General features: G+C 75.2%; 24 protein-coding genes and 2 riboswitches. Of the genes, 6 read left to right on the top strand and 18 right to left on the bottom strand.

What is annotated here, in order from left to right; all coding sequences use genetic code 11:
* The first annotated feature begins 138 nt into the window (after positions 1 to 138).
* Positions 139 to 1074: a phosphorothioated DNA-binding restriction endonuclease gene (locus ACH4B3_RS23205; RefSeq protein WP_398465550.1), complete on the top strand. Its 936-nt coding sequence runs from the start codon at positions 139 to 141 to the stop codon at positions 1072 to 1074.
* A gap of 127 nt (positions 1075 to 1201) precedes the next feature.
* Here ACH4B3_RS23205 and ACH4B3_RS23200 read toward each other — a convergent pair whose 3' ends face one another.
* The 6 genes from ACH4B3_RS23200 to ACH4B3_RS23175 form a co-directional block, all read right to left on the bottom strand.
* Positions 1202 to 1969, bottom strand: coding sequence for a sulfite exporter TauE/SafE family protein (locus ACH4B3_RS23200; protein ID WP_398465548.1), 768 nt, complete (start codon positions 1967 to 1969; stop codon positions 1202 to 1204).
* Positions 1966 to 2124, bottom strand: a complete 159-nt coding sequence (locus tag ACH4B3_RS23195) for a hypothetical protein (protein ID WP_398465546.1) — start codon at positions 2122 to 2124, stop codon at positions 1966 to 1968. The genes ACH4B3_RS23200 and ACH4B3_RS23195 overlap by 4 nt, the downstream gene beginning before the upstream one ends.
* A gap of 152 nt (positions 2125 to 2276) precedes the next feature.
* The gene (locus ACH4B3_RS23190) at positions 2277 to 2894 is read right to left on the bottom strand and encodes a dihydrofolate reductase family protein (RefSeq protein WP_398465545.1); all 618 of its coding nucleotides are present in this window, start codon (positions 2892 to 2894) and stop codon (positions 2277 to 2279) included.
* A gap of 384 nt (positions 2895 to 3278) precedes the next feature.
* Complete coding sequence (gdhA, locus tag ACH4B3_RS23185; RefSeq protein WP_398465543.1) at positions 3279 to 4610, bottom strand: NADP-specific glutamate dehydrogenase; 1332 nt, start codon at positions 4608 to 4610, stop codon at positions 3279 to 3281.
* Between the two features lie 278 nt (positions 4611 to 4888).
* The gene (locus tag ACH4B3_RS23180; protein ID WP_398465541.1) at positions 4889 to 5332 is read right to left on the bottom strand and encodes a GNAT family N-acetyltransferase; all 444 of its coding nucleotides are present in this window, start codon (positions 5330 to 5332) and stop codon (positions 4889 to 4891) included.
* 93 nt (positions 5333 to 5425) lie between these two features.
* Complete coding sequence (locus ACH4B3_RS23175; RefSeq protein WP_398465539.1) at positions 5426 to 7828, bottom strand: DUF3376 domain-containing protein; 2403 nt, start codon at positions 7826 to 7828, stop codon at positions 5426 to 5428.
* A 321-nt stretch (positions 7829 to 8149) separates the two neighbouring features.
* Here ACH4B3_RS23175 and ACH4B3_RS23170 point away from each other — a divergent pair, with 321 nt between their 5' ends.
* Positions 8150 to 8959, top strand: a complete 810-nt coding sequence (locus ACH4B3_RS23170) for an alpha/beta fold hydrolase (RefSeq protein ID WP_398465537.1) — start codon at positions 8150 to 8152, stop codon at positions 8957 to 8959.
* Here the strand turns inward: ACH4B3_RS23170 and ACH4B3_RS23165 are convergent.
* The 8 genes from ACH4B3_RS23165 to ACH4B3_RS23130 form a co-directional block, all read right to left on the bottom strand.
* Positions 8866 to 9786, bottom strand: coding sequence for an ABC transporter ATP-binding protein (locus ACH4B3_RS23165; protein ID WP_398465535.1), 921 nt, complete (start codon positions 9784 to 9786; stop codon positions 8866 to 8868). The two genes, ACH4B3_RS23170 and ACH4B3_RS23165, sit on opposite strands and share 94 nt — an antisense overlap.
* The gene (locus tag ACH4B3_RS23160; protein WP_398465782.1) at positions 9783 to 10865 is read right to left on the bottom strand and encodes a FecCD family ABC transporter permease; all 1083 of its coding nucleotides are present in this window, start codon (positions 10863 to 10865) and stop codon (positions 9783 to 9785) included. Before ACH4B3_RS23160 ends, ACH4B3_RS23165 begins: the two co-directional genes overlap by 4 nt.
* A 29-nt stretch (positions 10866 to 10894) precedes the next feature.
* Positions 10895 to 11935, bottom strand: coding sequence for an ABC transporter substrate-binding protein (locus ACH4B3_RS23155; RefSeq protein ID WP_398465533.1), 1041 nt, complete (start codon positions 11933 to 11935; stop codon positions 10895 to 10897).
* A gap of 29 nt (positions 11936 to 11964) precedes the next feature.
* A riboswitch (cobalamin riboswitch) is annotated at positions 11965 to 12150 on the bottom strand.
* A 53-nt stretch (positions 12151 to 12203) separates the two neighbouring features.
* A complete protein-coding gene (locus ACH4B3_RS23150; protein ID WP_398465531.1) occupies positions 12204 to 12953 on the bottom strand; it encodes a class I SAM-dependent methyltransferase in 750 nt (249 codons plus the stop codon).
* Positions 12950 to 14194: an MFS transporter gene (locus tag ACH4B3_RS23145; RefSeq protein WP_398465529.1), complete on the bottom strand. Its 1245-nt coding sequence runs from the start codon at positions 14192 to 14194 to the stop codon at positions 12950 to 12952. The genes ACH4B3_RS23150 and ACH4B3_RS23145 overlap by 4 nt, the downstream gene beginning before the upstream one ends.
* Complete coding sequence (locus ACH4B3_RS23140) at positions 14187 to 15440, bottom strand: ATP-grasp domain-containing protein (RefSeq protein ID WP_398465527.1); 1254 nt, start codon at positions 15438 to 15440, stop codon at positions 14187 to 14189. Before ACH4B3_RS23140 ends, ACH4B3_RS23145 begins: the two co-directional genes overlap by 8 nt.
* Positions 15437 to 16459: a cysteine synthase family protein gene (locus ACH4B3_RS23135; RefSeq protein ID WP_398465526.1), complete on the bottom strand. Its 1023-nt coding sequence runs from the start codon at positions 16457 to 16459 to the stop codon at positions 15437 to 15439. Before ACH4B3_RS23135 ends, ACH4B3_RS23140 begins: the two co-directional genes overlap by 4 nt.
* Entirely contained in the window at positions 16456 to 17340 is an 885-nt protein-coding gene (locus ACH4B3_RS23130; protein ID WP_398465524.1) for a hypothetical protein, read from the bottom strand. Before ACH4B3_RS23130 ends, ACH4B3_RS23135 begins: the two co-directional genes overlap by 4 nt.
* Positions 17341 to 17538: 198 nt before the next feature.
* Positions 17539 to 17760: riboswitch (cobalamin riboswitch) on the bottom strand.
* Positions 17761 to 18191: 431 nt separating this feature from the next.
* On the opposite strand from ACH4B3_RS23130, the gene ACH4B3_RS23125 reads away from it, so the two are divergent.
* Positions 18192 to 18800 (top strand): flavodoxin family protein, encoded by a 609-nt coding sequence (locus tag ACH4B3_RS23125; protein WP_398465522.1) that lies wholly within the window; start codon positions 18192 to 18194, stop codon positions 18798 to 18800.
* Between the two features lie 82 nt (positions 18801 to 18882).
* Positions 18883 to 19395, top strand: a complete 513-nt coding sequence (locus ACH4B3_RS23120) for an O-acetyl-ADP-ribose deacetylase (RefSeq protein WP_398465520.1) — start codon at positions 18883 to 18885, stop codon at positions 19393 to 19395.
* A gap of 45 nt (positions 19396 to 19440) precedes the next feature.
* Here ACH4B3_RS23120 and ACH4B3_RS23115 read toward each other — a convergent pair whose 3' ends face one another.
* On the bottom strand, positions 19441 to 19767 hold the full coding sequence (locus ACH4B3_RS23115) for an ArsR/SmtB family transcription factor (protein WP_398465518.1): 327 nt from the start codon (positions 19765 to 19767) through the stop codon (positions 19441 to 19443).
* Between the two features lie 455 nt (positions 19768 to 20222).
* On the opposite strand from ACH4B3_RS23115, the gene ACH4B3_RS23110 reads away from it, so the two are divergent.
* On the top strand, positions 20223 to 21155 hold the full coding sequence (locus ACH4B3_RS23110) for a sulfurtransferase (RefSeq protein ID WP_398465780.1): 933 nt from the start codon (positions 20223 to 20225) through the stop codon (positions 21153 to 21155).
* Positions 21156 to 21213: 58 nt separating this feature from the next.
* Here ACH4B3_RS23110 and ACH4B3_RS23105 read toward each other — a convergent pair whose 3' ends face one another.
* The gene (locus ACH4B3_RS23105; RefSeq protein ID WP_398465516.1) at positions 21214 to 21792 is read right to left on the bottom strand and encodes a TetR/AcrR family transcriptional regulator; all 579 of its coding nucleotides are present in this window, start codon (positions 21790 to 21792) and stop codon (positions 21214 to 21216) included.
* A 99-nt stretch (positions 21793 to 21891) separates the two neighbouring features.
* Positions 21892 to 23109, bottom strand: coding sequence for a Cmx/CmrA family chloramphenicol efflux MFS transporter (locus ACH4B3_RS23100; protein WP_398465514.1), 1218 nt, complete (start codon positions 23107 to 23109; stop codon positions 21892 to 21894).
* A 239-nt stretch (positions 23110 to 23348) separates the two neighbouring features.
* Between ACH4B3_RS23100 and ACH4B3_RS23095 the strand changes: the two genes are divergently transcribed.
* Positions 23349 to 25352, top strand: coding sequence for a DUF2264 domain-containing protein (locus ACH4B3_RS23095; protein WP_398465512.1), 2004 nt, complete (start codon positions 23349 to 23351; stop codon positions 25350 to 25352).
* On the opposite strand, the gene ACH4B3_RS23090 is transcribed toward ACH4B3_RS23095, so the two are convergent.
* Positions 25295 to 26761, bottom strand: coding sequence for an APC family permease (locus tag ACH4B3_RS23090; RefSeq protein ID WP_398465510.1), 1467 nt, complete (start codon positions 26759 to 26761; stop codon positions 25295 to 25297). The genes ACH4B3_RS23095 and ACH4B3_RS23090 overlap by 58 nt on opposite strands.
* Positions 26762 to 26763: the final 2 nt, after the last annotated feature.

The following is a 26763-nucleotide window of genomic DNA, read 5'->3' as shown; positions in this document are numbered from 1 at the left end:
GGTTCCGGGGCGCACCGATGTCCGCGGACCCCGCCCGGCCGCGCCGGAGCGGGCGGCGTCCCGGGGCGGGCGGCGGCGTCGCGGCAGGGCGCGGCATCCGGTGACGGGCGCGGGCCGGCCGCTGGCTACAGTCCCGCCATGGACTGGATCGAGCGGGTGCGAGGGCTTCGCCAGTGGTCGCAGAACGGGCGGCGGGCCCCGCACAAACCGCTGCTCCTGCTGTACGCGCTGGCGCGGTTCCAGCGGGACGCCGGCACGGCGCTGCGCTTCACCGACGTCGAGGAGGACCTGCGCCGGCTGCTGGCCGAGTACGGCCCCAACCACCGGACCTCGCCGGCGTACCCCTTCCACCATCTGGTCGGTGACGGGGTGTGGGAGGTGCGCACCACTGCCGGGCCCGGCAGTCCCGGCACCACGCTCACCGCGTTGCGGAACAGCGGCGCGGAGGGACGGCTGGCACCGGGGCTGCGGGAGCAGCTGCGCCGCGACCCGGCACTGCTGGGGCGGCTGGCCCAGCTGCTGCTCGACACGCACTTCCCACCGGGCCTGCACCCGGACATCGCCGAGGCGGTGGGACTGGACCTGGCCGCGGCCGACGGGGCGGTGCGGGCGATACCGGGGCGGGACGCGTCCGGGGAGGCGCGGCGGCGCGGGGCACGGCTGCGCGAGCAGGTGCTGATCGCCTACGAGCACCGGTGCGCCTTCTGCGGGTTCGACGGAGCGCTCGGGCGCGCCCCGGTGGGTCTGGAGGCGGCGCATGTGCGCTGGTGGGCGTACGCCGGCCCGGACGAGCTGGGCAACGGGCTGTGTCTGTGCTCGCTGCATCACAAGCTGTTCGACAAGGGGGTGCTGGGGCTGGACGGCACGCGGCGCATTCTGGTGTCCCGGGAGTTCACCGGGCGCGGCCGGGCCGCCCGCGCCTGGGTGCTGGACCTGGCCGGGCGGCCCCTGCTCGGCCCGCAGCCCGGCAGCGAACAGGTGGCCGCGGAGCACATCGACTGGCACACCCGGCAGGTCTTCCGCGGTGAGCCGCGCGTTCCGGCCCAGGCCGGGGCCGGGGACCGGGCGGGCTGACGGACCACCGGCGCCCGCGGCGCCGCGGATGTCGGACCGCCGGCGCCGCCAGCCCGGCCCGGAGCCGCCGGCCCGCGGCCGCCTTCCGGTGCGCAGAGGGGCGCGGCGGGGCTCCGGGCGCGGCCGGTCAGCGCAGCAGCAACTGGACGATGGCCACCGTGCCGACGGCCACCACCAGCGCCCGCAGCACGGCGGGGCTCACCCGGCGGCCCGCTCTCGCCCCGATCTGGCCGCCGACGGCGGAGCCGGCCGCGAGCAGCGACACGGCCGTCCAGTCGAAGTCGGCGACGGCGAGGAAGAACCCGGCGGCGACCGTGTTGACCACCGCGACGAGGACGTTCTTCACGGCGTTGAGGCGTTGCATGCCGTCGTCCAGCAGCATGCCCATCAAGGCCAGGTAGACGATGCCCTGGGCGGCCGCGAAGTAGCCGCCGTAGACGCTGGCCAGCATCAGCCCGGTGAACAGCAGCGGCCCGCCGTCCGGTGGAGCGACCGATCCGGTCCGCTCGCGGCGGCGCCGCACCCGCTCGCTGATCCGGGGCTGCAGGACGACGAGCACGAGTGCGAGGCCCACCAGCACCGGCACGATCGTCTCGAACGCGGCGGCGGGCAGGACCAGCAGGAGCGTGGCACCCGCCAGGCCGCCGAGCGCGGCACCGGCGCCCAGCTTCACCACGCGCCCGCGCCGGCCGCGGAGCTCCCGCCGGTAGCCGATGGCTCCGCTGATGGAGCCGGGGATCAGTCCGAGCGCGTTGGAGACCGTGGCGGTGACCGGCGGCAGGCCGACCGCGAGCAGCACCGGAAAGGTGATCAGGGTTCCGGAGCCGACGACGGTGTTGATCGCGCCGGCGCCGACTCCCGCTCCGAGGACCGCGAGCATCTCCCACGGGTTCATACGGCGCCCCGCCGCACCCCGTGGGTGCCGGTGCCCGGCACGGCACGACCGGGGAACCGGCGCCGGTCCCGGCCGTCGTCCGCCGGGGTCCCGCCGGGCGGGCCGCCCGGCGCCATCGCCGTGGGAGCGGGGTCCGGATGCGCGGTGGTGTCCATGGTCCCGACCCTATGAACCCGACGGTTCGGCGGGCGCCGAAGTGTCCGGTCACCGTGCCGGGGCCGGTCCGGACGGTACCGGTGGCCGGGTGCCACGGCCCCCGGCCCGGGCGCGGTCCGCGGCGTGCGGCCGTCGCCCGGCCGGGCCTCGGCTACTCGCCGGGCTGGGGCAGATGGGTCCTGGCCTCCTCGTAGCCGGCCGGGCCGGGCGATTCGGCGGGTGCGTAGCGCAGGTTCAGCACCCCGGACCGGAAGGTTTCGGAGGAGATCAGCCGGAGCGGGACCGGAGTCTCGGCCTCCTGGAACAGCCGCTCGCCCTTCCGGACGGCGATCGGGTGCACCATCAGGTGCAGTTCGTCCAGGAGTCCGGCGGCGAGCAGCTGACGGACCACGGAGACCGAGCCGCTCATGGCGATGGGTCCGGAGCCCGGCCCGTTCTTCAGCGCGGTGACCGCCTCGACGAGGTCGCCGTCGAGGCGCTCGGAGTTCCGCCAGCCGAACTCGGGCCGCTGACGCGTCACCACGATCTTGCGGGCGTCGCCGAGGACCTTGGCGAAGGGCGCGTCCTCCCCGCCGGCCGCCTCCCGCTCCGGCCAGGCGCCGGCGAAGCTGTCATAGGTCCTGCGGCCGAGGAGCAGGGTGTCGGCCTTGCCGAGGGTCGCGTCGACGGCCGCGCCCATCTCGTCGTCGAAGTAGGGGAAGTGCCACTGGTCGGGCGCCTCCACGACGCCGTCGAGCGAGATGAACAGCTGGGCCGTGATCTTTCGCATGCTGGTTCTCCACGGTTGAGTCGCCGGTGATTCCCTGTCCACCGAGGTAGACGACGCGGGCCGGCGGAACTCATCGGTGGTGCGCCCCGGAAGTCTGCGCTCGTCGCGTCCGGGTCCGCCACCCCGGTCCGGCGGCCCGGCCGACGGGGTGCGACCAGTGTCACGCGGCACCCTCCGGATCGCGTCGCGGACACGGCCCCGGGCCCCGGTCACCTGCCGGGGACGGCGAACGGACCGCGAACGGACGGTGGCCGGACGGTGGCCGGACGAGGGACGGACAGCGGGGCGGGGGTGGTCCGGGCGGGCGGGCCGCGGGCGCGGCGGTGGTGACCGCCGCGCCCACCGGGGGCGTCCGGGGCCGGTCGTACGGCCCCGGACGGCGCGTCACACCAGGCCCTGCGCCTGCATCGCCTCGGCCACCCGCTCGAAGCCCGCGATGTTGGCTCCGGTCACGTAGTCGCCCGGGCGGCCGTAGCGCTCCGCCGTCTCCCAGGCGGTGTCGTGGATGTCCCGCATGACCTGCGCCAGCTCCCGCTCGACCTGCTCGAACGGCCAGGTGGCACGGCCCGCGTTCTGCCGCATCTCCAGCGCGCTGGTGGCCACCCCGCCCGCGTTGGCGGCCTTTCCGGGGCCGAACGCGACGCCGGCCTCGTGCAGCACCCGGATCGCCTCGGGGGTGGTGGGCATGTTGGCGCCTTCGGCGACGGCCTTCACCCCGTTGCGCACCAGGGCCGTGGCGGCGTCGGCGTCGAGCTCGTTCTGGGTGGCCGAGGGCAGCGCGACGTCGGCGGGGACGTCCCAGACCCGGCCGCCCGCCACGTAGCGGGCGGAGGGGCCGCGCCGCTGCGCGTAGTCGCTGATCCGGCCGCGTTCGACCTCCTTGATCTCCTTGAGCAGGGCGAGATCGATGCCCTTCTCGTCCACGATGTAGCCCTGGGAGTCGGAGACGGTCAGCACGTGCGCGCCGAGCGCCTGGGCCTTCTCCACGGTGTAGATCGCCACGTTGCCGGACCCGCTGACCACCACCTGCTGGCCGTCGAAGTCCTGCCCGCGCTTGCGGAGCATCTCGGCGGTGAACAGCACACTGCCGTAACCGGTGGCCTCCGTGCGGGTGGCGGAGCCGCCCCATCCCAGGCCCTTGCCGGTGAGCACGCCCGCCTCCCAGCGGTTGGTGATCCGCCGGTACTGGCCGAAGAGGTAGCCGATCTCCCGGCCGCCGACGCCGATGTCACCCGCCGGGACGTCGGTGTGCTCGCCGAGGTGGCGGTGGAGCTCCGTCATGAACGACTGGCAGAAGCGCATCACCTCGGCGTCCGAGCGGCCGCGCGGGTCGAAGTCGCTGCCGCCCTTGCCGCCCCCGATGCCGAGGCCGGTCAGCGCGTTCTTGAAGATCTGCTCGAAACCGAGGAACTTGACGATTCCCAGGTTGAGCGAGGGGTGGAAGCGCAGGCCGCCCTTGTAGGGGCCGAGCGCGCTGTTGAACTCCACCCGGAAACCGCGGTTCACCCGGACCGCACCGGAGTCGTCCTGCCACGGGACCCGGAAGATGATCTGCCGTTCCGGCTCGGTGAGCCTCTCGACGAGCCCGGCCTCGGCCAGTTCGGGACGGACGGCCAGGACCGGCGACAAGGAATCCAGTACCTCGCCCACCGCCTGGTGGAACTCCGGCTCCCCGGGGTTGCGGCGCAGTATCTCGTCACGCAAGGACGTCAGCATGGTCAGTTCTCATCCCTTCGCAAGGGGAGCTGTCGCCCCCGTGCACACCACTGTGCCCGAGGCCCTGCCGTTCCGGGAGCGGTCCGCGGGCGCCGCGCGCCGGTGTCACCGCCCTTCCCTGGCGGGTCCGACGGCCGGCGCCCGGGGTCCCGGCACACCGGCGGACGGGCCTCGGAGGCGGCCCCGTCGGGCCGGCGCGGAGCCCGGAGGGGCCGGTTCCACCGGTTCGCCGCGGCGTGCCCGGAGCGCCGCGCTCCACCGGCGGGGAACTCCCCCCGTCAGCGCGTTCCGACGAATCGGTGCATGCCGATCGAGTGCGGTGCGGTGTCGCCGAACCCGAACTTCCGGTAGAGCCGGTGGGCGTCGCCGTCCGCGATCAGGGAGACGTAGGCGTCGGCCGGAGCCCGCCGCTCCAGCCCGTCCATCAAGGCCCGCATGATCCGGTACCCCAGGCCTCGCCCCTGGTGCGACGGCAGCACACAGATGTCCACGACCTGGAACGCGCTCCCGCCGTCGCCGATGATCCGGCCCATGCCGACCGGGGCGCCGGCCCGGGACACCACCACTCCGAACCAGGTTCCGGCCAGCCCGGCGGTCGCGGCCGCCAGGGAGCGGTCGCTGAGACCGGTGGAGGTGCGGAGCATCCGGTAGTCCGCCGCCGACGGCACCCCTTCGGCGAGTTCGTACCCGTCCGCTGCCCGCTCATCGCCCGTGTCGATCATGACAGCACGGTACCCACCGGGCACCGGGCGGCAGTCACGGGGTCCCCGCGGAACACCGGAGCCGGGGCCGCGGCGTCCGGTCCGCCCGGGCGGTCAGGAGAGCAGGTACGTGATCCCCGCCACCAGCGCCGCGAACGCCACCACCACCAGGACGAAGGTGCCCACCAGGGCCCGCTTCACCCGGCCGCGCACACTGCGTGGATCGTCCAGATAGGCCCGCCACGCGGCGTTCCGGGCCGGGCCGCTCAGCACCCGCGCCCACCAGGGGACGCGCAGCAGCCGGAGCGAGGACCGCGCGACCTGCCGCAGTGACCGCCAGGCGGCCGGGTCGGTGTCCCGGACCTTGCGCAGCAGTCCGTTGTCGGTCGGCTCCTTCAACTCCTCCAGGTTGCCCCGCATCCAGTCCACCGCCGAGGGGCTGCCGGCCGGGGCCTCGGCGGCCAGGATCGCCCGGTGCAGCCGGATCTCCCACTGCCGGCGCTCGTCGTCGGACATCGGGAACAGCCGCAGCAGGTGGTGGGCGGCGTCCATGCGCCCCCACGCGAAGTCGGAGCGGCGCCACGGGGAGTGGATGAAGGCGCCGAAGTGCTCGAACCGCAGGCCGTACAGTTTGCGGTCGCCGATGTCGGCGAACCGGTCCTCGTTGAGCAGGGGGCTCATCGCGTCGGGGCCCAGGCGGAGGAAGTGGAAGTCCGGGGTCAGCGGCTCGACGATCTTCGACGGCGGGGCGTAGACCCGGGTCGCGATCTCGACGGCCAGACAGGTCTCGACGACGTCGCGGGGCCGCCACCGCTTCACCCCGGCCCGGCGCAGCGCGGTGGCGTAGGTGCCGGCGGCCTGCTCGACGAGGGACGCGACCCGGGCGGGGACCGCCAGTTCCTCGAAGACCCGCTGCAGCAGGGTGGCGGCGAGGTCGTCGGAGATGCCGCCGCCCACCGGGCGCAGCACCCGCAGTCGGGCGTCGGACGCGTCGAACAGGGCCTGTGCCTTCTCCAGCAGGTCGTGGACGGACACCGCGCCCTCGATCAGGGCGGTGCGCCGCGCCGGGGGCAGTTCGTCGCGGCTGCGGTGCAGCTCGTGCAGGTCGTTGCTGAGGCACTGCAGCACCCGTACGCAGGTCACCAGGCCCCAGCGCCACTCGCCGCGGTGGCAGGCGGTCAGCCTCCTGGCCCGGGCGGGGGGAAGCCAGTTGGGGTCCCGCCCGGCGAGCAGGGCGTCGACCTCGGCGATGCCCGCCTCCGGTGCCGGGACGAGGGCGGTGACCGTCTCGGCCTCCTCCAGGCGCCTGCGCACGTCGAGGAGGACCGCGCGGGCACGGTTGCGGCGGTACTCGGTGAGCAGCCCGAGCGCGGTCCGGTTCAGCCGGCCGGCCAGGGTGCCGGACTCCCGGGCGCGGCTGAAGAGGTCGAGCTGGGTGTCCCGGATGCTGGTGCTCAGCCGGGCGCCGAGCTCCTCGGTGCTGCTCCGGAAGTCGGCCTCGGCCGGATACCGCAGGGCGCTCGCCACCGCGCCGGGCCACGGCTTGTCCTCGCACTCCTGCCGGCCGGCGTCCTCCATCGTGAGCCGCCCGGTGGACGGGACGATGAACACGACCACCCGCCGGCGGACCGGGGCGTCCAGGCGGCGTTTGCTGACGGCCTCCAGGACCGGCATGAAGGGCGCGTTGTTGAGCACACCGCCGTCCATGACACAGCCGGCGCGGTCGTTGTGCACGAGCGCCGGCAGGACCCGGTTGCCCAGCATCGGCTGCTCGCTGACCGGGGCGAAGGCGCCGGGGAAGCTCGCGGTGGCGCGCGCCGCCTCCACCAGGACGGCGGTGTCGGCGGGCTCGAAGTCGTCCGTCTCCCGGTCGGTGAACCGCCAGCCGCCTCCGGTGTACCGGAAGCTCACGGTGTGGCCGCGGCGGAACCGGTAGAGCCGGCGGTGGTCGCGGACGTCGAAGTGGTTCTCGAAGCCGTCGGTGAACGACCGGGCGCGCCCGTCCAGCGCGGTGGCCGTGACGAAGAGGGTGACCGGCTGGGGCGGCCGCAGTCCGGCGCCCTCGGCGCCGATGGCCCGCAGTTCCCGCTGGAGCTTGCCGCGGAACGCGTCGCCGCTGAGCAGGCTGGTGCGCGATACCGGCTCCCGCAGTTCGCTCAGCGCGGCGGACTTGTCCCACAGCTCCCGCAGGTCGGGCAGGGGCGCCCGGCGGGCGAGGGCGGTGGCGAGGACCATGCCGTTGAGTCCTCCGGCGGAGGTGCCGGCCACGATGTCCACCACGACCCGGGTGTCGGCCTCCGCGGCCAGTTCCCGCCAGACGGCGTGGACCTCGGCGTCCCGGTCTCCGGGCGGCAGGTCCTCGGCGCCGTCCTGGAAGGCCCGGCACAGCAGGTCCAGTTCGTGGGTGACCCCGCCCATCCACACCGCGAGGCTCACCCCGCCGTTCATCACCAGGGCGAGGCGGGTCTCGGAGCGCGGCACCGGACGGGTCGCAGCCGGTGGGGGGAACGTCGCCATACCGGCAAAGCTAGGGTGGCCCGGCCGGGTGTACATCTCCGTGCGGGTCGCCGTTGCGCCATCCGGCCCAGCGTCCCGGAACGCCGAGCGCCGGGTGCCCGCCGGACGCCGGGGCGGGGCCCGGAGGCCGGGCCGGATGGTGTGCGGGCCGCCGGACGGCCCGGCGAAATCCCCTCGACCGGACCGTCCGGTGGATGGATCATGACCGGGTGACGGCGGATCACCGGACGACGTGCAGCGGCGGCGGGCGGCACGCCCGGCCCGGCCGCCCCGGCTCCGGGCCGGCCGCACCGACCCGACGTCTGCTGCCCGAGGGGCCCCATGCCGTACGCCACCGCAACCGACGGACACCGGATCGCCTACCAGGTGCGGGGCCGGGGCACTCCCCTGGTCCTGCTCGCCGGGCAGTCCAACGACCATCACTGGTGGGACGCGGTCCGCGGTGACTTCGAGGCGGCGCACCGCACCGTCACCCTCGACTACCGCGGCACCGGGGACAGCGACAAGCCCGACCAGCCCTACAGCACCGAGGGGTTCGCCGGGGACGTCGTCGCCGTACTCGACCACCTCGGCGCCGAGCGCGCCCATGTGTACGGCACCTCGATGGGCGGCCGGGTGGCGCAGTGGGTCGCGGCCCGGCACCCCGACCGCGTCCACCGCCTGGTGCTCGGCTGCACCTCACCCGGCGGCCCGCACGCCGTGGAACGGGACCGGGCCGTCCGGGCGGCCCTGGCCGGGGCGGACCCGGCGGCCGTCCGGGCCGCGCTGCTCGACCTGATGTACACCCCCGAGTGGCTCGCAGCGCATCCCGGACCGCACCGGACCGTCGGCGATCCGGCCATGCCCGCCTACGCCCGGCGGCGGCACCTCCTCGCCAGCAACCGCCACGACGCGTGGGACGCGCTGCCCCGCATCCAGGCGCCCACCCTGGTCGTCCACGGCACCGCCGACCGGTTCAACCCGGTGGCCAACGCGCCGCTGCTGGCGCGCCGTGTCCCGCGGGCCCGGCTGCACCTGCTGGAGGGCGCCCGGCACGCCTACTTCGAGGAGTTCCGCCGGCTGGCGAGCCCCCTGGTACTGGGGTTCCTGGACGGTTCGGCGGGCGTGGCCGGCCCTTCGGCGGGCGGGTGACCGCACGCCCGGCCGCCGGGGTGGCCGGGCGGGGCCGTTCGCGGCCCGGCGGCCTCCCCGGGCAGGAAGGTCACGTGCGGGGCGCCGGTCCGCGGATGCACCGTCACCTCCGCCGCCACCGCGTACACCTCGGACAGCAGCCGCGGGGTGAGCACCTCGACGGGCGGGCCGGAGGCGGTCACCTCGCCGTCGCGCAGTACGTAGAGGCGGTCGCAGTAGTAGGCGGCCAGGTTCAGGTCGTGGAGGGCCACCAGGACGGTGGCGGGCAGGTGCCGCAGGATGCCGAGGACCTCCAGCTGGTGCCGGATGTCGAGGTGGTTGGTCGGTTCGTCGAGCACCAGCAGCGCGGGCTGCTGGGCCAGGGCCCGGGCGATCAGCACCCGCTGCCGCTCGCCGCCGGAGAGGCGGTCGAAGGGCCGGTCCGCCAGCTCCGCGGCGTCCACGGAGGCGAGGGCCGACTCGATCAGCCGGGCGTCCTCCGGGGTGTCGCCCGCGAGGAGCCGCTGGTGCGGGGTGCGGCCCATGGCGACGACCTCCCGGACGGTCAGGTCGAAGTCCGCACCGGATTCCTGCACCACGGCGGAGAGGGTGCGGGCCAGCCGCCGCGCGGGCAGCGACCAGGTGTCGGCCCCGTCCACCCGGACGCGTCCGGTGTCCGGGCGCAGCACCCGGTAGACGGCGCGCAGCAGGCTGGACTTGCCGCTGCCGTTGGGGCCGACCAGTCCGATCACCTCGCCGGGCCGGGCGGCCAGCGAGACGTCCCGCACCAGGTGGCGGGCGCCGGCGGTGAGCGTGACGCCTTCGACGGCGAGTTCGGCCGCGGTCATCCCGGCCCCCGTCGGTCGTCCCGGCGCGCGTCGCGGTACATCAGCCACAGGAAGAACGGCCCGCCGCACAGGGCGGTCAGCACGCCGACGGGTATCTCGGTCGGGGCGGCGACGGTCCGGGCCGCGATGTCCGCCCAGACCAGGAACACCGCTCCGCCGAGCGCGGCGGCCGGCAGCACCCGCCGGTGGTCGCCGCCCACGAACAGGCGCACGATGTGCGGCAGGATGAGGCCGACGAAGCCGATGGGCCCGGCCGCCGCCACCAGGACCCCGGTGACCAGGGAGAGCAGGACGAACATCCGGAGCCGGAACCGGGCCACGTCGAGCCCCATGGTGGCGGCCGACTCCTCACCGGCCAGCAGCAGGTTCAGCGACCTGGCCTGGATCAGCAGCACGCCGATGCCCAGCAGCAGCGCCGCCCCGGGCAGCCAGAGCGTGTCCCAGCGCACTCCGCCGAGACCTCCGAGGGTCCAGGCGAGGACCGCCCGGGCCTCGTTGCCCCGGTCGCTGGTCAGCAGCAGCAGGTCCATCACCGCGGTGAGCACCGCGGCGACCGCCACGCCCGACAGCACCAGCCGTACCGGGGTGATCCGGCCGCCCGCCCGGGCCGTGGTGTACACCACGAGCAGGGTGAGCAGCGCCCCGGCGAACGCGGCGGCCGACAGCGAGGCGGTGCCGAACACACTCAGGCCGTAGACGATCACCGTGACCGCGCCCAGGGACGCGCCGGAGGAGACCCCCAGCAGATAGGGCTCGGCGAGCGGGTTGCGTACCAGCGCCTGCATGGCGGTGCCCACCACCGCGAGCCCGGCCCCGGTCATCGCGCCGAGCAGCACGCGGGGCGCCCGGACCTCCCACACGATCGTCTCGTGCGCCCGGGACCAGGTGGGCTCGGACCAGCCGGCGCCCAGTGCGTGGGTCACGATGCCCCACACCTCGCCCGGCGGCACGTGCACCGATCCGATGGCCATGCCCGCCGTGAGGGAGAGCGGGAGCAGCAGGCCGAGGACCCCGAGGGTCACCGGGTGGCCCCAGCGGCGCGGTCCGGCCGCGCCGGGTGCGGTCCGGGCCCGGGGCACCGTGCGGGGGACGGACTTCGGCGGGGCGGTCACCGGAACCTCCGCGGGTGCAGTCCGCGGGCCAGGTCCTGCACCGCGTGCGGCGGGCGGACGCCGACCAGGGTGGCGGTGAGCGGCAGCACCACGAACCGCTTGTTCTTGATCGCGGGGACGTCGGCGAGTGCGGGCTGGTCGAGCAGGAACTCCTTCTTCCGCTCGGCGCTGCCGGCCCCCGCGTAGTCGTAGACGGCGATGACCTCGGGGTTCCGGGCGACCACCTGCTCCCAGGACACCTCGCCGAAGACCTCGTCCAGGTCGGCGAAGACGTTCCGTCCGCCGGCCAGCCGGATGATCTCCGTGCCGAGGCTCTTGCCACCGGCGGTGAACGCCGCCTTGTCGCCGCTGTCGTAGACGAACACGGGCACCGCGGGCGCGTCCCGGACCGCGTCGGTGGCGGAGCGGACGCGCGCCTGGAGGTCGGTGACCAGCCGGTCGGCCCGCTCCGGGACACCGAAGATCCTGCCGATGGTGCGGATCTCGTCGTAGGTGTCCTTCATGGACACCTGTTTCCGCCCGCAGTACTCGCGGTTGAGGTAGGTGTCGATGCCCACGTCGGCGAACGCGGCGCGGGAGCGGCCCTCGTTCTCGGCGAACGCGCTGCCGTAGCCGCCGTAGACGAAGTCCGGTTCGGCCTCCAGCACGGTCTCGAAGGACGGTTCCCTCTCGGCCAGTTCGGGCACGGCCTCGAAGTCCTCGCGCAGTTCGGGCAGTACGGCGGAGTCCGGGAAGGCGGTGCCCACCATCCGGTCCTTCAGCCCGAGGGCGAGCATCAGTTCCGCCGGGTGCTGGTGGATGGTGACCACCCGGGACGGCGGCTTGTCGTAGGTGGTGCGGGTCCCGCAGTTGTCGATGGTGACCGGGAAGCCCGTCGCGGACGACGCGGCGGGGCGGTCGTCGCGGGTGTCGCCGGAGGTGCCGCAGCCGGCCGACAGGGTCGCGGACAGGGCGAGCGCGAGCGCCGCGGCGCGGGGCGCGCGGCGGCGCCGTGCGGGCGGGGCGGGGGAAGGGGAACGGGTCGTGCCGTCGTACACGTAGAGCCTCCTGGGGAGTCCGCGCTCCTCGGATCGGGCCCGCGACAGGCCAGTGTCCTGACTCCCGGATCGACGTTCCCCCGGGCCTTCCCGCGCCGCGCGCAGTGGCCGTCTCCAAGGGGTGCACTCCCCGGTCACAGTGGCGGGACCGTGCCGGAATCGCACCGGCTTCCTGATCTCCCGTCGCGGTGATGACCGGGTGATATTACGATTCGCCGGACGAACGGCGAAAGAGCGCGCGGTGAAACACCGCGCGCCCCCGGTGGTTTCACTCCCCGCGGGTCGCCCGGAGGATCAGCCGCTCGGCGTCCTGGTCGTAGCGGCGGCCGTCGAACCCGCCGAAGATCTCGATGTTCCGGAACCCCGCCCGCTCGGCCATCTCCCGCAACTCCACGGCGCTGTAGACGAACCACACCAGACTGGCGCGCGTCACGCGGTCCCCCCGCACCAGCACCCAGTCGCTGCGCAGCCGCGCCCAGTCGTCCAGCACCGTGTCGGTCTGCACCAGCAGGTCCGCGCCGCGCCGGACGACCTTGGGGGGCACGACCTTGCGCGCCAGCAGCTCCTTGCCCGCCAGGTCCAGGAGCAGCGTGCCGCCCGGCGCCAGACAGCCGTGCATGGTGCTCAGGACCCGGGCGTTGTCGGCCGGGTCCGCGAAGTAGCCGAAGGACGTGAACATGTTGAGGACCACGTCGAAGGCCCCGGGCTCGCTGTACTCCAGCACGTCGGACCGCACGTACCTGGCCGCCGCGCCGGCGTCGGCGGACAGCTTGCGCGCCCGGTCCAGCATGGCCGGGCTGCGGTCCACGCCGGTCACCTCGAAGCCCCGGCGGGCCAGCGGGACGGTGAACACGCCCGCGCCGCAGCACAGGTCGAGCACCCTCGCCCCGTCCGGGAACGACAGCAGCGGTGAGCTGTCGAGCAGTTCCTCCGCCTGGGTGAAGCGCTGTGCCGGGAAGAGGAAGTCGTAGAACTCGGTCCAGAAGTCGTCGTCCTGGAACCCGCCGGTGTGTGTCATCGAAGGATCGGTGTCCCTTCCGTGTCGTCGTGGTGGACAGCAGGGGCGGCCGCGCCGCGGCGCAGCAGGAGCAGGAGCGGGGGCAGCAGCAGGCACTGCGCGGCGGCCAGCAGCCAGAACCCGCCGGTGTCGCCGGCCCGTTCGGCCAGGTCGTACAGCTGCCCGCCCAGCACACCGCTGGCGCAGGCGCCCAGGCCGGCGGCGAGCCGCTGCTGGCCGAAGACCACGGCGTCCGAGCGCGGGCTGAGCCGCAGGGCCTCCAGGTCGTTCTTGAGGAACAGCACGATGTCGCCCAGGGTGATCAGCGCTCCGCCGGCCAGCAGCGCCGCCCTGCTGCCGCAGCCCAGGACCGCCAGGCCGGCGGCCAGTCCCGCGAACCCGGTCACCAGGGCCGCCGGGTAGCTCATCCGCCGGATCAGGCCGGAGGCCAACGGCTGGACGACGATGACGAGCACGAAGCAGGTCAGCAGCACGACGCTGTAGAACGCGCTGGAGGCCCGCTCCACGGCGTACACCGCCAGGTAGTGCTGGAAGTGGAAGTACAGGTAGAACGCCAGCGCGTTGGCGGCGAACGGCAGCACGGCCACCCCGGTCAGCAGTCCCTGGCCGGTGCCGCTCCCGCGCGGGCGCTCCTCCCCCTGCTCCGGCAGCCGCGCATGGCCCGCCGTGACCACCGCGAACAGCGCCGCGACGGCGAGGAACAGCGGACCGGGCGACGTCAGCACGAACGGTCCGGCGATCAGCGGGCCCACCGCCATGCCCGCGTTGAGCGCCGCGTTGCCCGCCGACAGGAACGCCGGCCGCCGCTCGTCGGCCACGCCGTGGACCAGGTACGCCTTGTTGGCGGGCAGGTACAGCGCCGCGCCGCAGCAGGTCAGGATCAGCGCGCCCACGGCCAGCGGGGGCCACCGCAGCGCCAGCAGGAACGCCACGAACCCCGCGGTGCGCACCACCAGCGCCCAGACCATGGTGCGCCGCAGACCCCACCGGTCGGCGAGCGCACCGCCGACGATCCCGCCCGAGAACTGGACCAGGGACGCCGCGGCCAGCACCACGCCGACCGCGCCCAGTCCCATCCCGAGCCGCTGGTGGAGGAAGACCGACATGAACGGCAGCACCATGAAGCTGCCGAGCGGGATCAGGAAGGAGCTGAGCAGCAGGAAGCGCAGGGGGCCGCTCAGTGTGGACAGCGCGGCCCGCAGTCCCCGGTCCCGTGCCCGGCGGCCGGCGCGCTCAGCCACCGCTGGGCCGGTCGCCGGCCGGTTCCGGGAACGGCTCGGTGAGCACGCGCACCGCGTTGGCGGCGGCGACCGCGCAGTGCGTGGCCAGCTCGGCCGTCTCGCCCTCCGCGTAGACGATGCCCGCGTAGCCGCGGCTGTCGCCCAGGTGCTCCACCGGGTCGCCGACCCGCTTCACCGGGTACCAGGCGGGCGACCCCGGCATGTCCGCCAGCCGCTCCAGGCCGGCGACACCGGTGAACACCCCCGGGTGCCGGGGGTAGCCCAGGACGAAGGCGACGGCCGGCCCGCCGGGCAGCTCGGCGTCCATGAGGGCCGGCCGGCGCCCGAGCGCGGCCTCCACCATCGCCTCGTAGACGTTCACCCCGAGCGCCCGGCACATGCCGTGGCCGACCAGGGCCCCGCCGATCCGCGGGTTGATCTCGACCACTTCCGGACCGGTGGTGGTGAGGGCGAACTCGACATGGGCGAAGCGGTCGGTGTACCCGATCGCCGCCAGGACCCGGTCGAGCCACCGCTCCAGCTCGTCGTGGCGCGTTCCGGGGAACGCCACGGGGAACGCGGTGATCTCCTCGCGGAACCGCGGCTCCGCCGACATCAGCCGGCTGGACACGCCCAGCAGCCGGGTCCGCCCCGCCCAGGTGAGGGTCTCGGCGCTGTACACCGGTCCGGAGAAGTACGGCTCGGCGAACAGCCGGCCGGTCAGCCGCCGGGGGGCGGCCTCGCGCAGCGCGGCGTCCGTCTCCTTCTCGTCCCGGACCAGCCAGACGTTCTGGCTGCCGGTCCCCGCGGTGTCCTTCAGGATCGCCGGCAGGCCCACCTCCTTGACCACCAGCGCGGCGGCGTCGGCGTCCCGGGGGTCGGCCACCACCGCGCGGGCCCGCGTCAGTCCGGCCTCGAACAGCCGGTCGCGGACCGCGGCCTTGTCCCGGGTGAGCCGCAGCACCGCCGCGTCCAGGCCGGGCAGGCCGAAGCGGTCCGTCAGATCGGCGCCGGTCAGCGTCCAGGTGTCGGTGGAGCTGATCAGCCCGCGCAGGTCCGGTGTGCGGCCCAGGCACGCCGCCGCCGTTTCGGGGTCGAGGGTGTCGGCCCGCACCACGTCCAGCGAACCGGCCGGGAGCCGGTCCAGTTCGTGGCCGTACCAGGAGGGGTCGCGGGTCAGCAGGCACAGCCGTTCGCCGGCCCGGTCGGCGGCGCGGACCAGGTGTCCCAGTCCGAAGGTGAGGGATTCCAGGCAGACCAGGGTCACGCCGCCGCTTCCTTCCAGTGCGTCGGGCAGGGGGTGCGGTCCCACGCCATGGTGGACCAGGGCATGGACATGTCCTCGGGGGTGCCGACCTCGACCGGTTTGAGCGCGGCCGGGTCCTGGGCCTCGGCGTGCCGGGCGTGCACCAGGTCGACGTAGCGGTGGCCGGTGTCGGCCCCGATCACCAGGTGGAGCTGCTCGGGTTGGCGGCGCGCCTCGTGCAGGGCGGTGAGGTAGGCGGCGCCGGTGGACAGCCCGGCGAAGACGGCGTGCTCGCGCAGCAGGGCGACGGTGCCGGACATGGCGTGGGTGAAGTCCATCCAGTGCACGGCGTCGTAGAGGTGGTGGCGGACGTTGTCGAAGACGATCGAGGAGCCGATGCCGGCGATGATCGCCTCCGGGTCGTGGTGGTCCTGGCTGCCGAAGGTGACGCTGCCGAACGGCTGGACACCGACCAGCCGGACGGACGGGTCCCGGCGCCTGAGGTGCTCGACGAGCCCGCCCGTCGAGGCGCCGGACCCGACGCCGCCGACCACGGTGAGCGGCCGGTCCGGGACGGTGGCGGCCACCAGGTCGCCGACCTCCTGGTACCCCAGGTAGTGGATGTCGTCGTGGTACTGGCGCATCCAGTGCGTGTCGGGCCGTTCGGCGAGGATCTCCCGCACCCGCCGGACGCGTAACTCCTGGTCCAGTTTGAGGTTTCGGGAGGGCCTCACCTGCTCGACGGTGGCGCCGAGGACCTCCAGCTGGGCGAGGGTGGTGGCGTCCACGGTGGTGGAGGCCACGATGTGGCACCGCATGCCGTACCGGTGGCAGGCCAGGGCCAGCGCGTAGGCGTAGATGCCGCTGGAGCTGTCGATCAGGGTCTGGCCGGGGCGGACCGTGCCCCGGTCCAGCAGGTGGCGGACGGCCGCGAGAGCCGAGTAGATCTTCATCGACTCGAACCGGACCAGGACCATGCGGTCCGTCAGCCGGATCAGGTCGGGAACCTTGAGTGCGTCAGCGATGTGGGTGTGTATCACCCGTAGCCTCCTTGGGCGAAAGAGCACTGGTGGCCGAGCGAGTGGAAGAAGGCGGAGAGTTCGTCCCGGACCGCGGGGGCCGGACGCCGGGAGAAGAGGTAGCCGACCAGCGAGCCGGTGTGGGCGACGAAGACCCCGTCGGCGCCGATGTCCTCACGGTGCGCCAGGACGGCTTCGAACGACCGCTTGGGCAGCACCTCCTGGGACAGCACCGCGCTGGTGGTCGCCGCCCGCGCCACCGCGGCCGGGTCACCGGAGGAGAAGCCCTTGAGCAGGTCGGTCAGGCACCGCTGGTACTCCTCCGCGCGCCGCCGGTAGTGCCGCAGCAGCAGCGGGGTGACGGCGGCCGTGTCCACCGTCCCCGGTTCGGTGACGAAGGCGGTGTGGAAGCCGATGTCGGTGCCCAGGCGCCGTACCACCCGGTGCCGGCCGCTCAGGTAGAGCACGAACTCGTCCAGGAAGACGCTGTCGGCCCGTTCGATCGCGGACAGGACGGCGATCACCACGTCCGGGTCGTACGGCATGGCGAACACCCGGAACAGGCACCGGAGGGTGGCCACGATGTCGGCGGTCGAGCTCGCCATGCCGACCCCGACCCGCAGGTCGGTGTGGGCGCTCCAGCGACCGGGCGGCAGGGTGAGCCCGAAGTGGTCCAGGAACAGGCGCGCCGCCGTGGCGGCCTTCTCCCCGGCGGGCAGCGGATCCGGCGGGCCGTCCCCGGGGGTGAAGTACACCCAGGAGTGGCGGTCCACCGGGAACGACACGAGCGCGATGTCCGGGCGGGCGTCGGGACGCAGCGGCCCCTGGAAGAGTTCGCCGAGGGTGCCGTGGCAGACACCGGCGAAGGTACGGGTCCGCAGGTCCCCGGTGAGCGTCAGCATCGGGCACCCCGCCGGGGCCGCCGTGCGTGCGCGGGTCGGCAGCCGGCCCGGATACGGTGCCCAGTCACCACCACGTCCTCCCTCGTCGTGCGGCCCCAGGGGCCCGCCGGGAGGAGGGGCGGACGCGCCGCGTTCGCGCGCGTCGATCCGCCTGCACCGCCGACCCAGCCCTCGAGGTCACCGTGAACAGCGCGTACGGCACCGCACGCGCGCAGTGGCAGGTCTTCGGACTCGTGGGCACGTCCACCGGATCTCCGGCGGACACCTACCGGCCGTCGCTTCCCGGTCCCCGGTGGAGACCAGTGCTGTTGACGGCGTTCGTTCCCACTCACCGCTGCGGGACAGTCCCGGATTCGCACCGGGTTCCCTCTTACGACGCGCCGCCGTACGGCGGCGCGAACCGACTGCGCACATCAGCGTAGAGGCGTCCGACCGGAAGCGACAGGGGGCCTCCCCTGCGGCCCCGTCGCGCCTGGTGGGCGCGGGCCGGCCCGGGCACGCGGGGGCGCGGGAGACCGCGGCCGCGCCGTCCGGCCCCCGGCGGTGGGACGCGGGAGCCGGTGGAATCGAGGCAGGGCGCGCCGGGGCCGGAGGGGCACACCGGACGCCCGGCTCCGGCGTCCGGGCCCACCGGGGGGACGTGCCCGGGGCGGCGCCGTCCACCGCTCGGTGCCGCCCCGGGCGGGAGGGCGGCCGGCGGGGCGGGAGGGCGGCCGGCGGGCCGGGAGCGCGCCGGCCCTCGCGGGCATACCGCCGGCCGGGCCCCCGCCGAGGCCGCCCACCGCCCCGGCGTTCACCCGTCCGGCCGCCGGCCGGGCGGGCCGCGCCGCCGACCGGGTACCCGTTCCGCCATGAAGGCACTGATCATCAACTGCACGCTCAAGAGGTCCCCGGAACCGTCCAACACGCATGCCCTGGCCCGGGTCGTCGGCGACGAACTGCGCGACCGGGGCGTGGAGGTGGAACACCTCCGGGCGGTGGATCTCGACATCCAGCCCGGCGTCGTCAGCGAGGCGGTGCGCGCCGGTGACGACTGGCCGGCGGTACACGCCAGGCTGCTGGACGCGCGGATCCTCGTCATCGCCTCGCCGACCTGGCTGGGCCGCCCGTCCTCGGTCGCCCAGCGGGTCCTGGAACGGATGGACGCCATGCTCTCCGAAACCGACGACAGCGACCGCCCGGTCGCCTACAACCGGGTCGCGGGCGTCGTGGTCACCGGCAACGAGGACGGGGCGCATCACGTCATCAGCGAGATCAACGGCGCCCTCGGGGACATCGGTTACACCATCCCCGGGCAGTCCTGGACCTACTGGCACCTCGGCCCCGGCCCGGGACCGGACTACCTGGACGAGGAGCGAGGCCACGACTGGTCGCACCGGACGGGGCGGGCCATGGCGGCGAACCTGCACGGGGTGGCCCGCGCCCTGGCCGCCGACCCGCTGGGCGCGCCCCCGGGGTGAGGCCGCCGTCCCGATCCGGTCGGCGTGCACCGCCCGGTCGGCGGAGACGGCGGCCGGGGGCCCGGTGCCGCAGGATGGGGCCATGACGACCATCACTCTCATCCGGGGCGACATCACCGAGCAGCACGTCGACGTCATCGTCAACGCCGCGAACTCCTCCCTGCTCGGCGGAGGCGGGGTGGACGGTGCCATCCACCGCAGGGGTGGACCCGAGATCCTGGACGCCTGCCGGGCGCTGCGCGCCTCCCGGTACGGGAAGGGACTGCCCACCGGGCAGGCGGTGGCCACCGTGGCGGGCCGGCTCGACGCCCGCTGGGTCGTCCACACCGTCGGCCCGGTGTGGTCGGCCGAGGAGGACCGTTCGGCGCTGCTCGCCTCCTGCTACCGCGCGGCGCTGCGGGTCGCGGACGAGCTGGGTGCCACGACGGTCGCATTCCCCGCGATCTCCACGGGCGTCTACGGCTGGCCGCTGGAGGACGGTGCCCGTATCGCGGTGGAGACGGTGCGCGCCACGGACACGGACGTCGGCGAGGTGCGTTTCGTGCTCTTCGACGAACCGGCGTACGCCGCCTTCGCCGGGCAGCGGCACGGCTGAGCGCGGGACGCTCCGGCGCGGGCCGGCCCCCGCCGGGCGGGCCCGTCACTCCTCGCGCAGGACGAGGGCGAGGAGCCCGGGGAAGCGCGCGTCGAACTCCTCGCTCCGCAGCCGGTTGAGGCGTCGGGGGCCGTGGTCGCGCTGTTCGACCAGCCCGGCGCCGCGCAGCACGGTGAAGTGGTGGCTCAGCGCCGCTTTGCCGACCGGTACGTCGAAGCTGCCGCAGCCTCGCGTCCACTCCGGGGACCCGGCCAACTCGCGTACCAGTCGCAGCCGAACGGGGTCGGCGAGGGCGGCGAGGGCCGTCTGGAGCGGGACGTCGTCGGGGTGCGTGTGCACGGGTTCGGCGCGGTGGCCGCTGCGTTCCGCCATGGTGCCCCCTGACCTGATGTTCGATCACGATCATACACTCGCGCCGCCCCACGGCGGCGGTGGCCGGCCGCGGGCAGCGGGCACAGCGGGCACAGCAGGCACAGCAGGCACAGCAGCGATCGAACGCATCCCGGCCCTGCCGGGATCCGGGCCGGCGTCCTCGCTCTCCCGGGACGTCGTCGCCGGGCGGCCCGCCGAGGCCGGGCAGGTCTTCGGTGGCCTCGTCGCGCGGGCCCGCGCCCTGTCCGTCGACACCCCGCGGCCCGACCCGGCCACCCCGCGGCTCCGGGCGCACCGGCCGCCACGCACCCCGGGCGGGCCGACGGCCCGGCGGACCCGGCCCGGCCGCGCCCCCGGCCCCGGGGCGGGCGGCGCGACCGTCAGCGGCCGGGACTATCATCGCCGACCGGACCATGGGGCAGCGATTCTTCGGGGAGTATGTGGTGCGCAGCGACATGCCGGGACCCGCGGGTCCGGCCGGAACCTCGGGGCGGCACGCGGTGAGCGGGCAGGGCCCGTCCGGCCGGCCGCCGGGTCCCCTGGTCGGTACCGACTGGCTCGCGCCCCGGCTGGGAGAGCCGGACCTGGTGGTCCTGGACGCCTCGGTGGGGGCGCACCGCGGGGCCGACCGGCGGATCCCGGGAGCGCGGCCCTTCGACATCGACGGGGCGCTGTCGGACCACACCGCCCCGCTCCCGCACACCATGCCCGGTCCGGACCGGTTCACCGAGGAGATGCGACTCCTCGGCATCGACGACGGCAGCACCGTCGTGGTGTACGACGCGGTGGGGATCTACTCCAGCGCACGCGCCTGGTGGATGCTGCGTGCCATGGGGTTCGACCGGGCCGCGGTGCTCGACGGCGGACTGCCCGCCTGGACCGCGGCGGGGCTGCCGCTGGAGTCCGGGGACCCCGCACCCGCACCGCGGCGCGGTGACTTCACCGCGCGGCCCCGTCCGGGGCTGGTGGTGGGCCGGGCCGATGTCGCGACGGCCCTGGCCGACCCGGACGCGGCCGTCTTCGACGCCCGCTCCCGGCAGCGGTTCTCCGGCACGGCCCCCGAGCCCCGCCCGGGGCTGCGGGGAGGCCATATGCCCGGGGCGGTCAATCTGCCCTTCGGCGAGATCCAGCAGGACGGCAGGATGCTCCCGGCGGCACGGTTGCGTACGGCGTTCTCCGCCCTGGCCGGGGACCGGGAACGATTCGTCTTCAGCTGCGGGTCGGGGGTGACCGCCTGTGTCCTGGCGCTCGGCGCCGAACTGGCCGGCTACCGCGAGCTGTCGGTGTACGACGGCTCGTGGAGCGAGTGGGGACTCCCCTCCGAACTGCCGGTCGTCACCGGGGCGGAGAGCGGCCCGGCCGAGGGGAGCGCCGGCTCCCCGCGGTGACCGGCACCGCCCGCGGGGCGGGCCGGCGGCTCGGGGCGCGCGCCGGCCGCGCGGCCGGTCACAGACCGGCCAGAGCGCTCTCGACGGTCTCGAGCAGCGCCGCCCGGTCGCCGCGGGCCCGGCCGAGCACCCGCAGGCCGTAGTAGGTGCTCTGCACCTGCCGGGCGAGGGTGCGCGGGTCCCCGGTGGAGCGGATCTCGCCCGCGTGCCGCGCGGCGGTCAGCACCGCGCACAACTCGTCCTCCACCCGGTCGAAGTTGCGCCGGACCGCGTCCTTGACGTCCGGGTCCGCGGCGGCCGCCTCGACCGCGGCGTTGATGGCGAAGCACCCTCGGCCGTCGGCTTCGTCGAGGTCGGCGTCGATGGCGTGGACCATCATGGCGCGCAGCCGGTCCTTGGCCGGGCCGGGGCGCCGGAGGAGGGCGAGCTGTTCGGCGGTGCTGGTCTCGTCGTACCGCCGGAGGGCCCGCAGGTAGAGCCGTCGCTTGCCCCCGAAGGTGTTGTACAGGCTCGACGGGCCCAGCCCGGTGGCGTCGCACAGGGCCCGGGTGGAGGTGCCCTCGTAGCCGTGCCGCCAGAACGTCTCCATGGCGGCGGTGACGACGCGGTCCTCGTCGAACTCTCGTGGCCTGGCCATGGCCTCACAGTAGGGGTTCTGGAACGGTCAGACAAAACCCGGGCGGACGGCTCCGGTCCGGTCGGTGGCGGGGCCGGGCGCGGGCCGGGGGCGCGGCGGTCAGCGGTGCGCGGGCGTCGCCCGCCGGGTGGCGGCGGGTCGCGGGGCCGGGGCGGCGTCCGGGTCGGACCAGCCGCCCTGGAGACGGGCGGCCCACAGGACCCCGGCGCAGCCCAGCGCGGCGAGCCCGGCGCCGACCCAGGCGACGGAGGCGTAGCCGTACCCGGCGTCGATGGCCAGCCCGCCCAGCATCGGGGCGAGGGTGTTGCCGACGTTGAAGGCGGCGGTGTTGGTGGCGCCGACGAGCGTCGGCGCGTCCGGCGCCAGGGTGAACACCCGGGACTGCAGCGCCGGATTGGTGACGTAGCCGGCCAGCCCGAGGAGGAGGACCAGGACGAGCACGGGGACGACGGCGTGGGCCACCACGGCCAGCAGCGCGGAGGCGACGGCGAGCCCGCCGAGGCCCCAGCCGAGGGTGGCCAGGGCGTGCTCCCGGGCGGTGCGTCCGCCGAGCAGCAGGCCGGCCATGCCGCCCACGCCGAACAGGGCGAGGACCGCGGGCACCCACCCCTCCGCCAGACCGGTCACCTCGGTGAGCAGGGAGGCCAGATAGCTGAAGGTGACGATGACGGCGCCGAAGGCGAACGCGGTGATGGCGTAGGACAGCCACAGCCGGGGCCGCGCCATGCCGCGCAGTTCGGCACGGACCGACCGGACCGGCTCGGCCGCGTCCCTCCCTCCGGGGACGGCGATCAGGGTGCAGACCAGGCTGACCGTGGTGGCGGCCGCGACCGCCCAGAACGCCGCGCGCCAACCGGAGAACTGGCTCAGTACGGTGCCGGCCGGGACCCCGACGATGGTGGCCAGCGTCAGTCCGCCCGCGACGAGGGCGACCGCCCGGCTCTTGGCGGCCGCCGGGACGGCGGCCACCGCGGTGGCCACGGCCACCCCCCAGAACCCGGCGTAGGCCAGGGCGCTCACCACGCGGGTGGCGAAGAGGACCGGATAGCCCGGGGCGAGGGCGCCGACGACATGGCCCGCGACGAAGACCGCCTGCAGTGCGACCAGTGCGGTCCGGCGGGGCCAGCGCAGGGTGGCGATCGCCAGCAGGGGCGCGCCCACGACCATCCCGATCGCGAAGGCCGAGATGAGCAGACCGGCGTCGGGAATCGACACGTCGAGGTCCGCGGCGATGCCCGGCAGCAGTCCGGAGAGCATGAATTCGGAGGTGCCCTGGGTGAAGATGCCCAGCGCCAACACGTACACCGCGAGCGGCATAGGAGGATCCTTCGGTCGGTCGTGCCAAGGTTTTGAAGCGAACGCTTCACAATGAGCGCGGCATCCGCACCGCCCCCGCAGCGGGACCATAGCAGGTTTTGTAGCGACCGCTCCAAAAAGGTGCGGCCGACCCGCCCGGCCGCACCGGCGTCCTTGTGACCGGGCCGCCGCCCGGGGATGCTGAACGGCCGGCGTCCACCCGCCGCCGTCCGGCGCGGCCCCAGCGTGAGGAGCCAGCCGTGGTCCGGCCAGCCCAGGAACCGCCGCCGGAGGACCGGGAGTTGTCGCCGTACACCGGGTACACCAGGGAGCACTGGCTGGCGGTGGCCGACCGGCTGCTGGTGGCCGCGCACCGGTTCGCCTCCCCGTCCGGAGCCCGTGTCGTCCTGCCGGGCCGGCCCTCCTGTTCGGGGCCGGCGTCCGATCAGCTGGAGGGGTTCGCCCGGACCTTCCTGCTGCTCGCCTACCGGGTGGCGGGGACCGGTGGGGCGGCCCCGGAGGGCTTGCTCGCCGCGTACGCGGACGGGATCGCGGCCGGCACCGACCCGCGCCATCCGGAGGCGTGGCCGGGCATCGGCGAGGGGTGCCGGCAGGCCCTGGTCGAGGCCTGCTCGGTCGCGATCGGCCTGCACCTCACCCGGCCGTGGCTGTGGGACCGGCTGGAGCACCCGGTCCGGGAGCGGGTGCTGGACTGGTTCCAGGGCGTGTGGGGGCTGCCGGTGTGGGACAACAACTGGCATCTGTTCCGGGTGGTCGTCGGGGAGTTCCTGGCCGGCGCCGGGGCCCCGCACGACCGGGCCGCGATCGACGCCGGCCTCGCCCGGATCGAGGACTTCCACGTGGCCGACGGGTGGTACCGGGACGGCGGCGACGCGCGCAGCGGCGACAACTTCGACCACTACGGCGGCTGGGCGCTGCACCACTACCCGGTGATGTGGGCCCGGATGGCCGGTGACCGGGGGGCCGCGGCGCTGCCGGTCCTGCGGCGGCGCCTGCGGCGGTTCCTGGCCGACTTCGCCCTGTTCTTCGGCGCGGACGGGGCGCCGGTGCACCAGGGGCGCTCCCTGATCTACCGGTTCGCCGCGGCGGCGGCTCCGTGGACCGGGGCGCTGGCCGGGGCCACCCCGCTGGCGCCGGGGCAGACCCGACGGCTCGCCAGCGGCGCGCTGAAGCACTTCATGGACCGCGGCTTCCTGGACGCGCACGGCATCCCCACCCCGGGCTGGTACGCGCCCTTCCCGCCGATGGTGCAGGACTACTCCGGCCCCGCCTCCCCCTACTGGCTGTCCAAGGCGTTCGCCGGACTGCTGCTGCCGCCCGGCCATCCGTGCTGGACGGAGGTGGAACGGCCGCTGCCCGTCGAGGGCCCGGACCAGGTCCGGGCGCTGCCCGCACCGGGGTTCGTGGTCTCCACCACCCGCGCCGACGGCATCGTGCGGCTGGTCAACCACGGCAGCGACCACCACGTCCCCGGCCGTACCGTGGCCGACCCGCACTACGCCCGCTTCGCCTACTCCACCGCCACCGGCCCCTGCCTGCCGGCCTCGGTGACCGACCGTCCGCCCGACAACCACGTGGCGTTGGCGCATCCGGTGCTGGGGCTGTCCGGCCGCACCCGGATCCACCGGCTGCGGGTCGTGGACCGGCACGCCGCCTCCTGGCACCGACCGGTGTGGCCGGGCCACGAGGACGCCGGGTACCGGATCGACACGGCGAGCGTGGTGTGGGGCCCGTGGGAGCTGCGCGCCCATCTGGTCGACGCGCCGGCCGGGCTGCCGTTGTACGCCGGCGGCTGGCAGGTCTCGGGAGACCGCCCGCCGCGCCGCCGGCGCGGCCCGGGGTGGGCCGCGGCCACCACCGAAGCCGGCCTCACCAGTACCTTCGTCTCGCTGCACGGCCATGACGCGGTGACCGTCGCCCCGACCGAGGGGACCAGCGCCTTCGGCCACTGGTCCGCCGTCCCCGGCGCGACCGCCGAGCGCACGGCGGAGCGGACCGTGCATGTCGCGCTGATCGGCCTCGAAGGCGGCGGGACGGCTCCGCCCCGTCCCGCGGTGCGGTGCGCGGTCGACGGCCACACCGTCACCGCCCGCTTCCCCGACGGCACCTGGGTACTGGTGGCCCTGGGCGAGGAGGCCGCCCGGGGCGCCCTGCCGGACGGCCGGCGGCCCGCCGGGCCGGTCCGCTACGCCCGGCTGTCCCCCGGCGAGGCGCCGGTGTTCGTCTCCGGTCCGGCCGGCTGAACCGGGGGCCGGACCCGCGGCGGGCCCGTCCGCGGGCGCGGGACCGCGTCCCGGCGCCCCGGGTTCCGTCCGGGGCGCCGGGCCCGGACGGCGCGGAACGCGCCGCAGACGGCGGCCAGCGCCACCGGGAGCAGCAGCAGCGGGCCGCAGAAGACCAGCAGCACGACGATCAGCCCGCTGCCGGCGATCGCACCGCGCCGCAGCAGACCGCGCCGGGGCAGCAGGACGACGGCGGCGAGCAGTCCGGCCAGGGTGACGGCGGCCAGACAGGCCGACGTGGCCTGCAGCAGCGTGTCCAGTTCCACCGCGCCCACCGCGGCGGCCAGGGTGACGGCCGTACAGGCGGCGGTGAGGAGGGCGAGGCTGCGCCGTGCGCCCGCGCCACCGCGGGGATCGGCCAGCCGGCGGGGCAGCAGCTCGTCGCGGCCGAGCGCCGCCCCCAGCCGGGCACCTCCGGCGAGGTAGGCGTTGACCGCGCCGAAGGTGAGCAGCAGCGCGGCGGTGGCGGCCACGGCGTGCGCGGGGGCGCCGACACCCCGTTCCAGGACATCGGTGAGCGGTGTGGACGTCGTCCCGGCCCGCCGGCCGAGCACCCCCAGCGTGACGACGGCCAGCCCCAGGTAGAGCAGGGCCACGACGGCCCACGCCAGCAGGGTGACGCGGGGCAGGTCGCGCCGGGGCGCGGCGAAGTCCGAGGACAGGTGGCTGACCGCCTCCCAGCCGGCGAACGCGAAGAACAGCACGCTCGCGGCGCTGCCGACCGAAGCCCAGCCGTGCGGTGCGAAGGGGGCGAAGCCGGCCGCCCTGACGTGCGTCCCGGCCACCGCGATGGTGACGAGCAGCAGCGTCACCAGCAGTGCCACGAGCAGCAGTTGCACGCGCCCGGACAGGTGCAGGCCGACGGCGTTGGCGCCGGCGGCGGCCGCGATGACCAGCAGCGCGATCACCGGCGCGGCGCGGCCGCCCCACCCGGCCGCGGCGGCCACGTACTCGCCGCCGATCAGGGCCGCGGCGGGCACGCCGAGCGGGACGGCCCAGTAGAACCACCAGCCGACCGGTGCCGCGGCGGCCGGCCCGAAGGCCCGGCGGACGAACATGGCCACCCCCTGGCCGTCCGGGTACCGGGCGCCGAGCGCGGCGAACGCCATGGCCACCGGGAGGCTGAGCGCCACCAGGCCGAGCCACGCCAGGATCGACGCCGGCCCGGCCGCCGCCGCGGCGGCCGCGGGCAGGGCCAGCACACCGGGCCCGAGAACCGCCCCCAGGCACAGGGCCGTTCCGGCGGCGGCGCCGAGCCGTCCGCCGGGCGCGCGGCTCGGCGCCCGGGCCGGGGCGGACATGGCCCCCGGTTCGGATTCCGGCGCCCGGGCCGGGGGCGGCGGGGCCGCCCCGGGAGAGGGAGTCGCCATGG

Origin of the sequence: Streptomyces sp. NPDC018031 (genome assembly GCF_044327625.1) — a bacterium.
GTDB lineage: Bacteria > Actinomycetota > Actinomycetes > Streptomycetales > Streptomycetaceae > Streptomyces.
The sequence above is the reverse complement of the archived record's forward strand: the minus strand, read 5'-3'. Positions and strand labels throughout refer to the sequence as shown.

Bases quoted from the DNA above. Each gene is read 5' to 3' on its own strand.
- ACH4B3_RS23205 (WP_398465550.1), top strand. From the start codon at position 139: ATGGACTGGATCGAGCGGGTGCGAGGGCTTCGCCAGTGGTCGCAGAAC.
- ACH4B3_RS23200 (WP_398465548.1), bottom strand. From the start codon at position 1,969: ATGAACCCGTGGGAGATGCTCGCGGTCCTCGGAGCGGGAGTCGGCGCC.
- ACH4B3_RS23195 (WP_398465546.1), bottom strand. From the start codon at position 2,124: ATGGACACCACCGCGCATCCGGACCCCGCTCCCACGGCGATGGCGCCG.
- ACH4B3_RS23190 (WP_398465545.1), bottom strand. From the start codon at position 2,894: ATGCGAAAGATCACGGCCCAGCTGTTCATCTCGCTCGACGGCGTCGTG.
- gdhA (WP_398465543.1), bottom strand. From the start codon at position 4,610: ATGCTGACGTCCTTGCGTGACGAGATACTGCGCCGCAACCCCGGGGAG.
- ACH4B3_RS23180 (WP_398465541.1), bottom strand. From the start codon at position 5,332: ATGATCGACACGGGCGATGAGCGGGCAGCGGACGGGTACGAACTCGCC.
- ACH4B3_RS23175 (WP_398465539.1), bottom strand. From the start codon at position 7,828: ATGGCGACGTTCCCCCCACCGGCTGCGACCCGTCCGGTGCCGCGCTCC.
- ACH4B3_RS23170 (WP_398465537.1), top strand. From the start codon at position 8,150: ATGCCGTACGCCACCGCAACCGACGGACACCGGATCGCCTACCAGGTG.
- ACH4B3_RS23165 (WP_398465535.1), bottom strand. From the start codon at position 9,786: ATGACCGCGGCCGAACTCGCCGTCGAAGGCGTCACGCTCACCGCCGGC.
- ACH4B3_RS23150 (WP_398465531.1), bottom strand. From the start codon at position 12,953: ATGACACACACCGGCGGGTTCCAGGACGACGACTTCTGGACCGAGTTC.
- ACH4B3_RS23130 (WP_398465524.1), bottom strand. From the start codon at position 17,340: ATGCTGACGCTCACCGGGGACCTGCGGACCCGTACCTTCGCCGGTGTC.
- ACH4B3_RS23125 (WP_398465522.1), top strand. From the start codon at position 18,192: ATGAAGGCACTGATCATCAACTGCACGCTCAAGAGGTCCCCGGAACCG.
- ACH4B3_RS23120 (WP_398465520.1), top strand. From the start codon at position 18,883: ATGACGACCATCACTCTCATCCGGGGCGACATCACCGAGCAGCACGTC.
- ACH4B3_RS23115 (WP_398465518.1), bottom strand. From the start codon at position 19,767: ATGGCGGAACGCAGCGGCCACCGCGCCGAACCCGTGCACACGCACCCC.
- ACH4B3_RS23110 (WP_398465780.1), top strand. From the start codon at position 20,223: ATGCCGGGACCCGCGGGTCCGGCCGGAACCTCGGGGCGGCACGCGGTG.
- ACH4B3_RS23105 (WP_398465516.1), bottom strand. From the start codon at position 21,792: ATGGCCAGGCCACGAGAGTTCGACGAGGACCGCGTCGTCACCGCCGCC.
- ACH4B3_RS23100 (WP_398465514.1), bottom strand. From the start codon at position 23,109: ATGCCGCTCGCGGTGTACGTGTTGGCGCTGGGCATCTTCACCCAGGGC.
- ACH4B3_RS23090 (WP_398465510.1), bottom strand. From the start codon at position 26,761: ATGGCGACTCCCTCTCCCGGGGCGGCCCCGCCGCCCCCGGCCCGGGCG.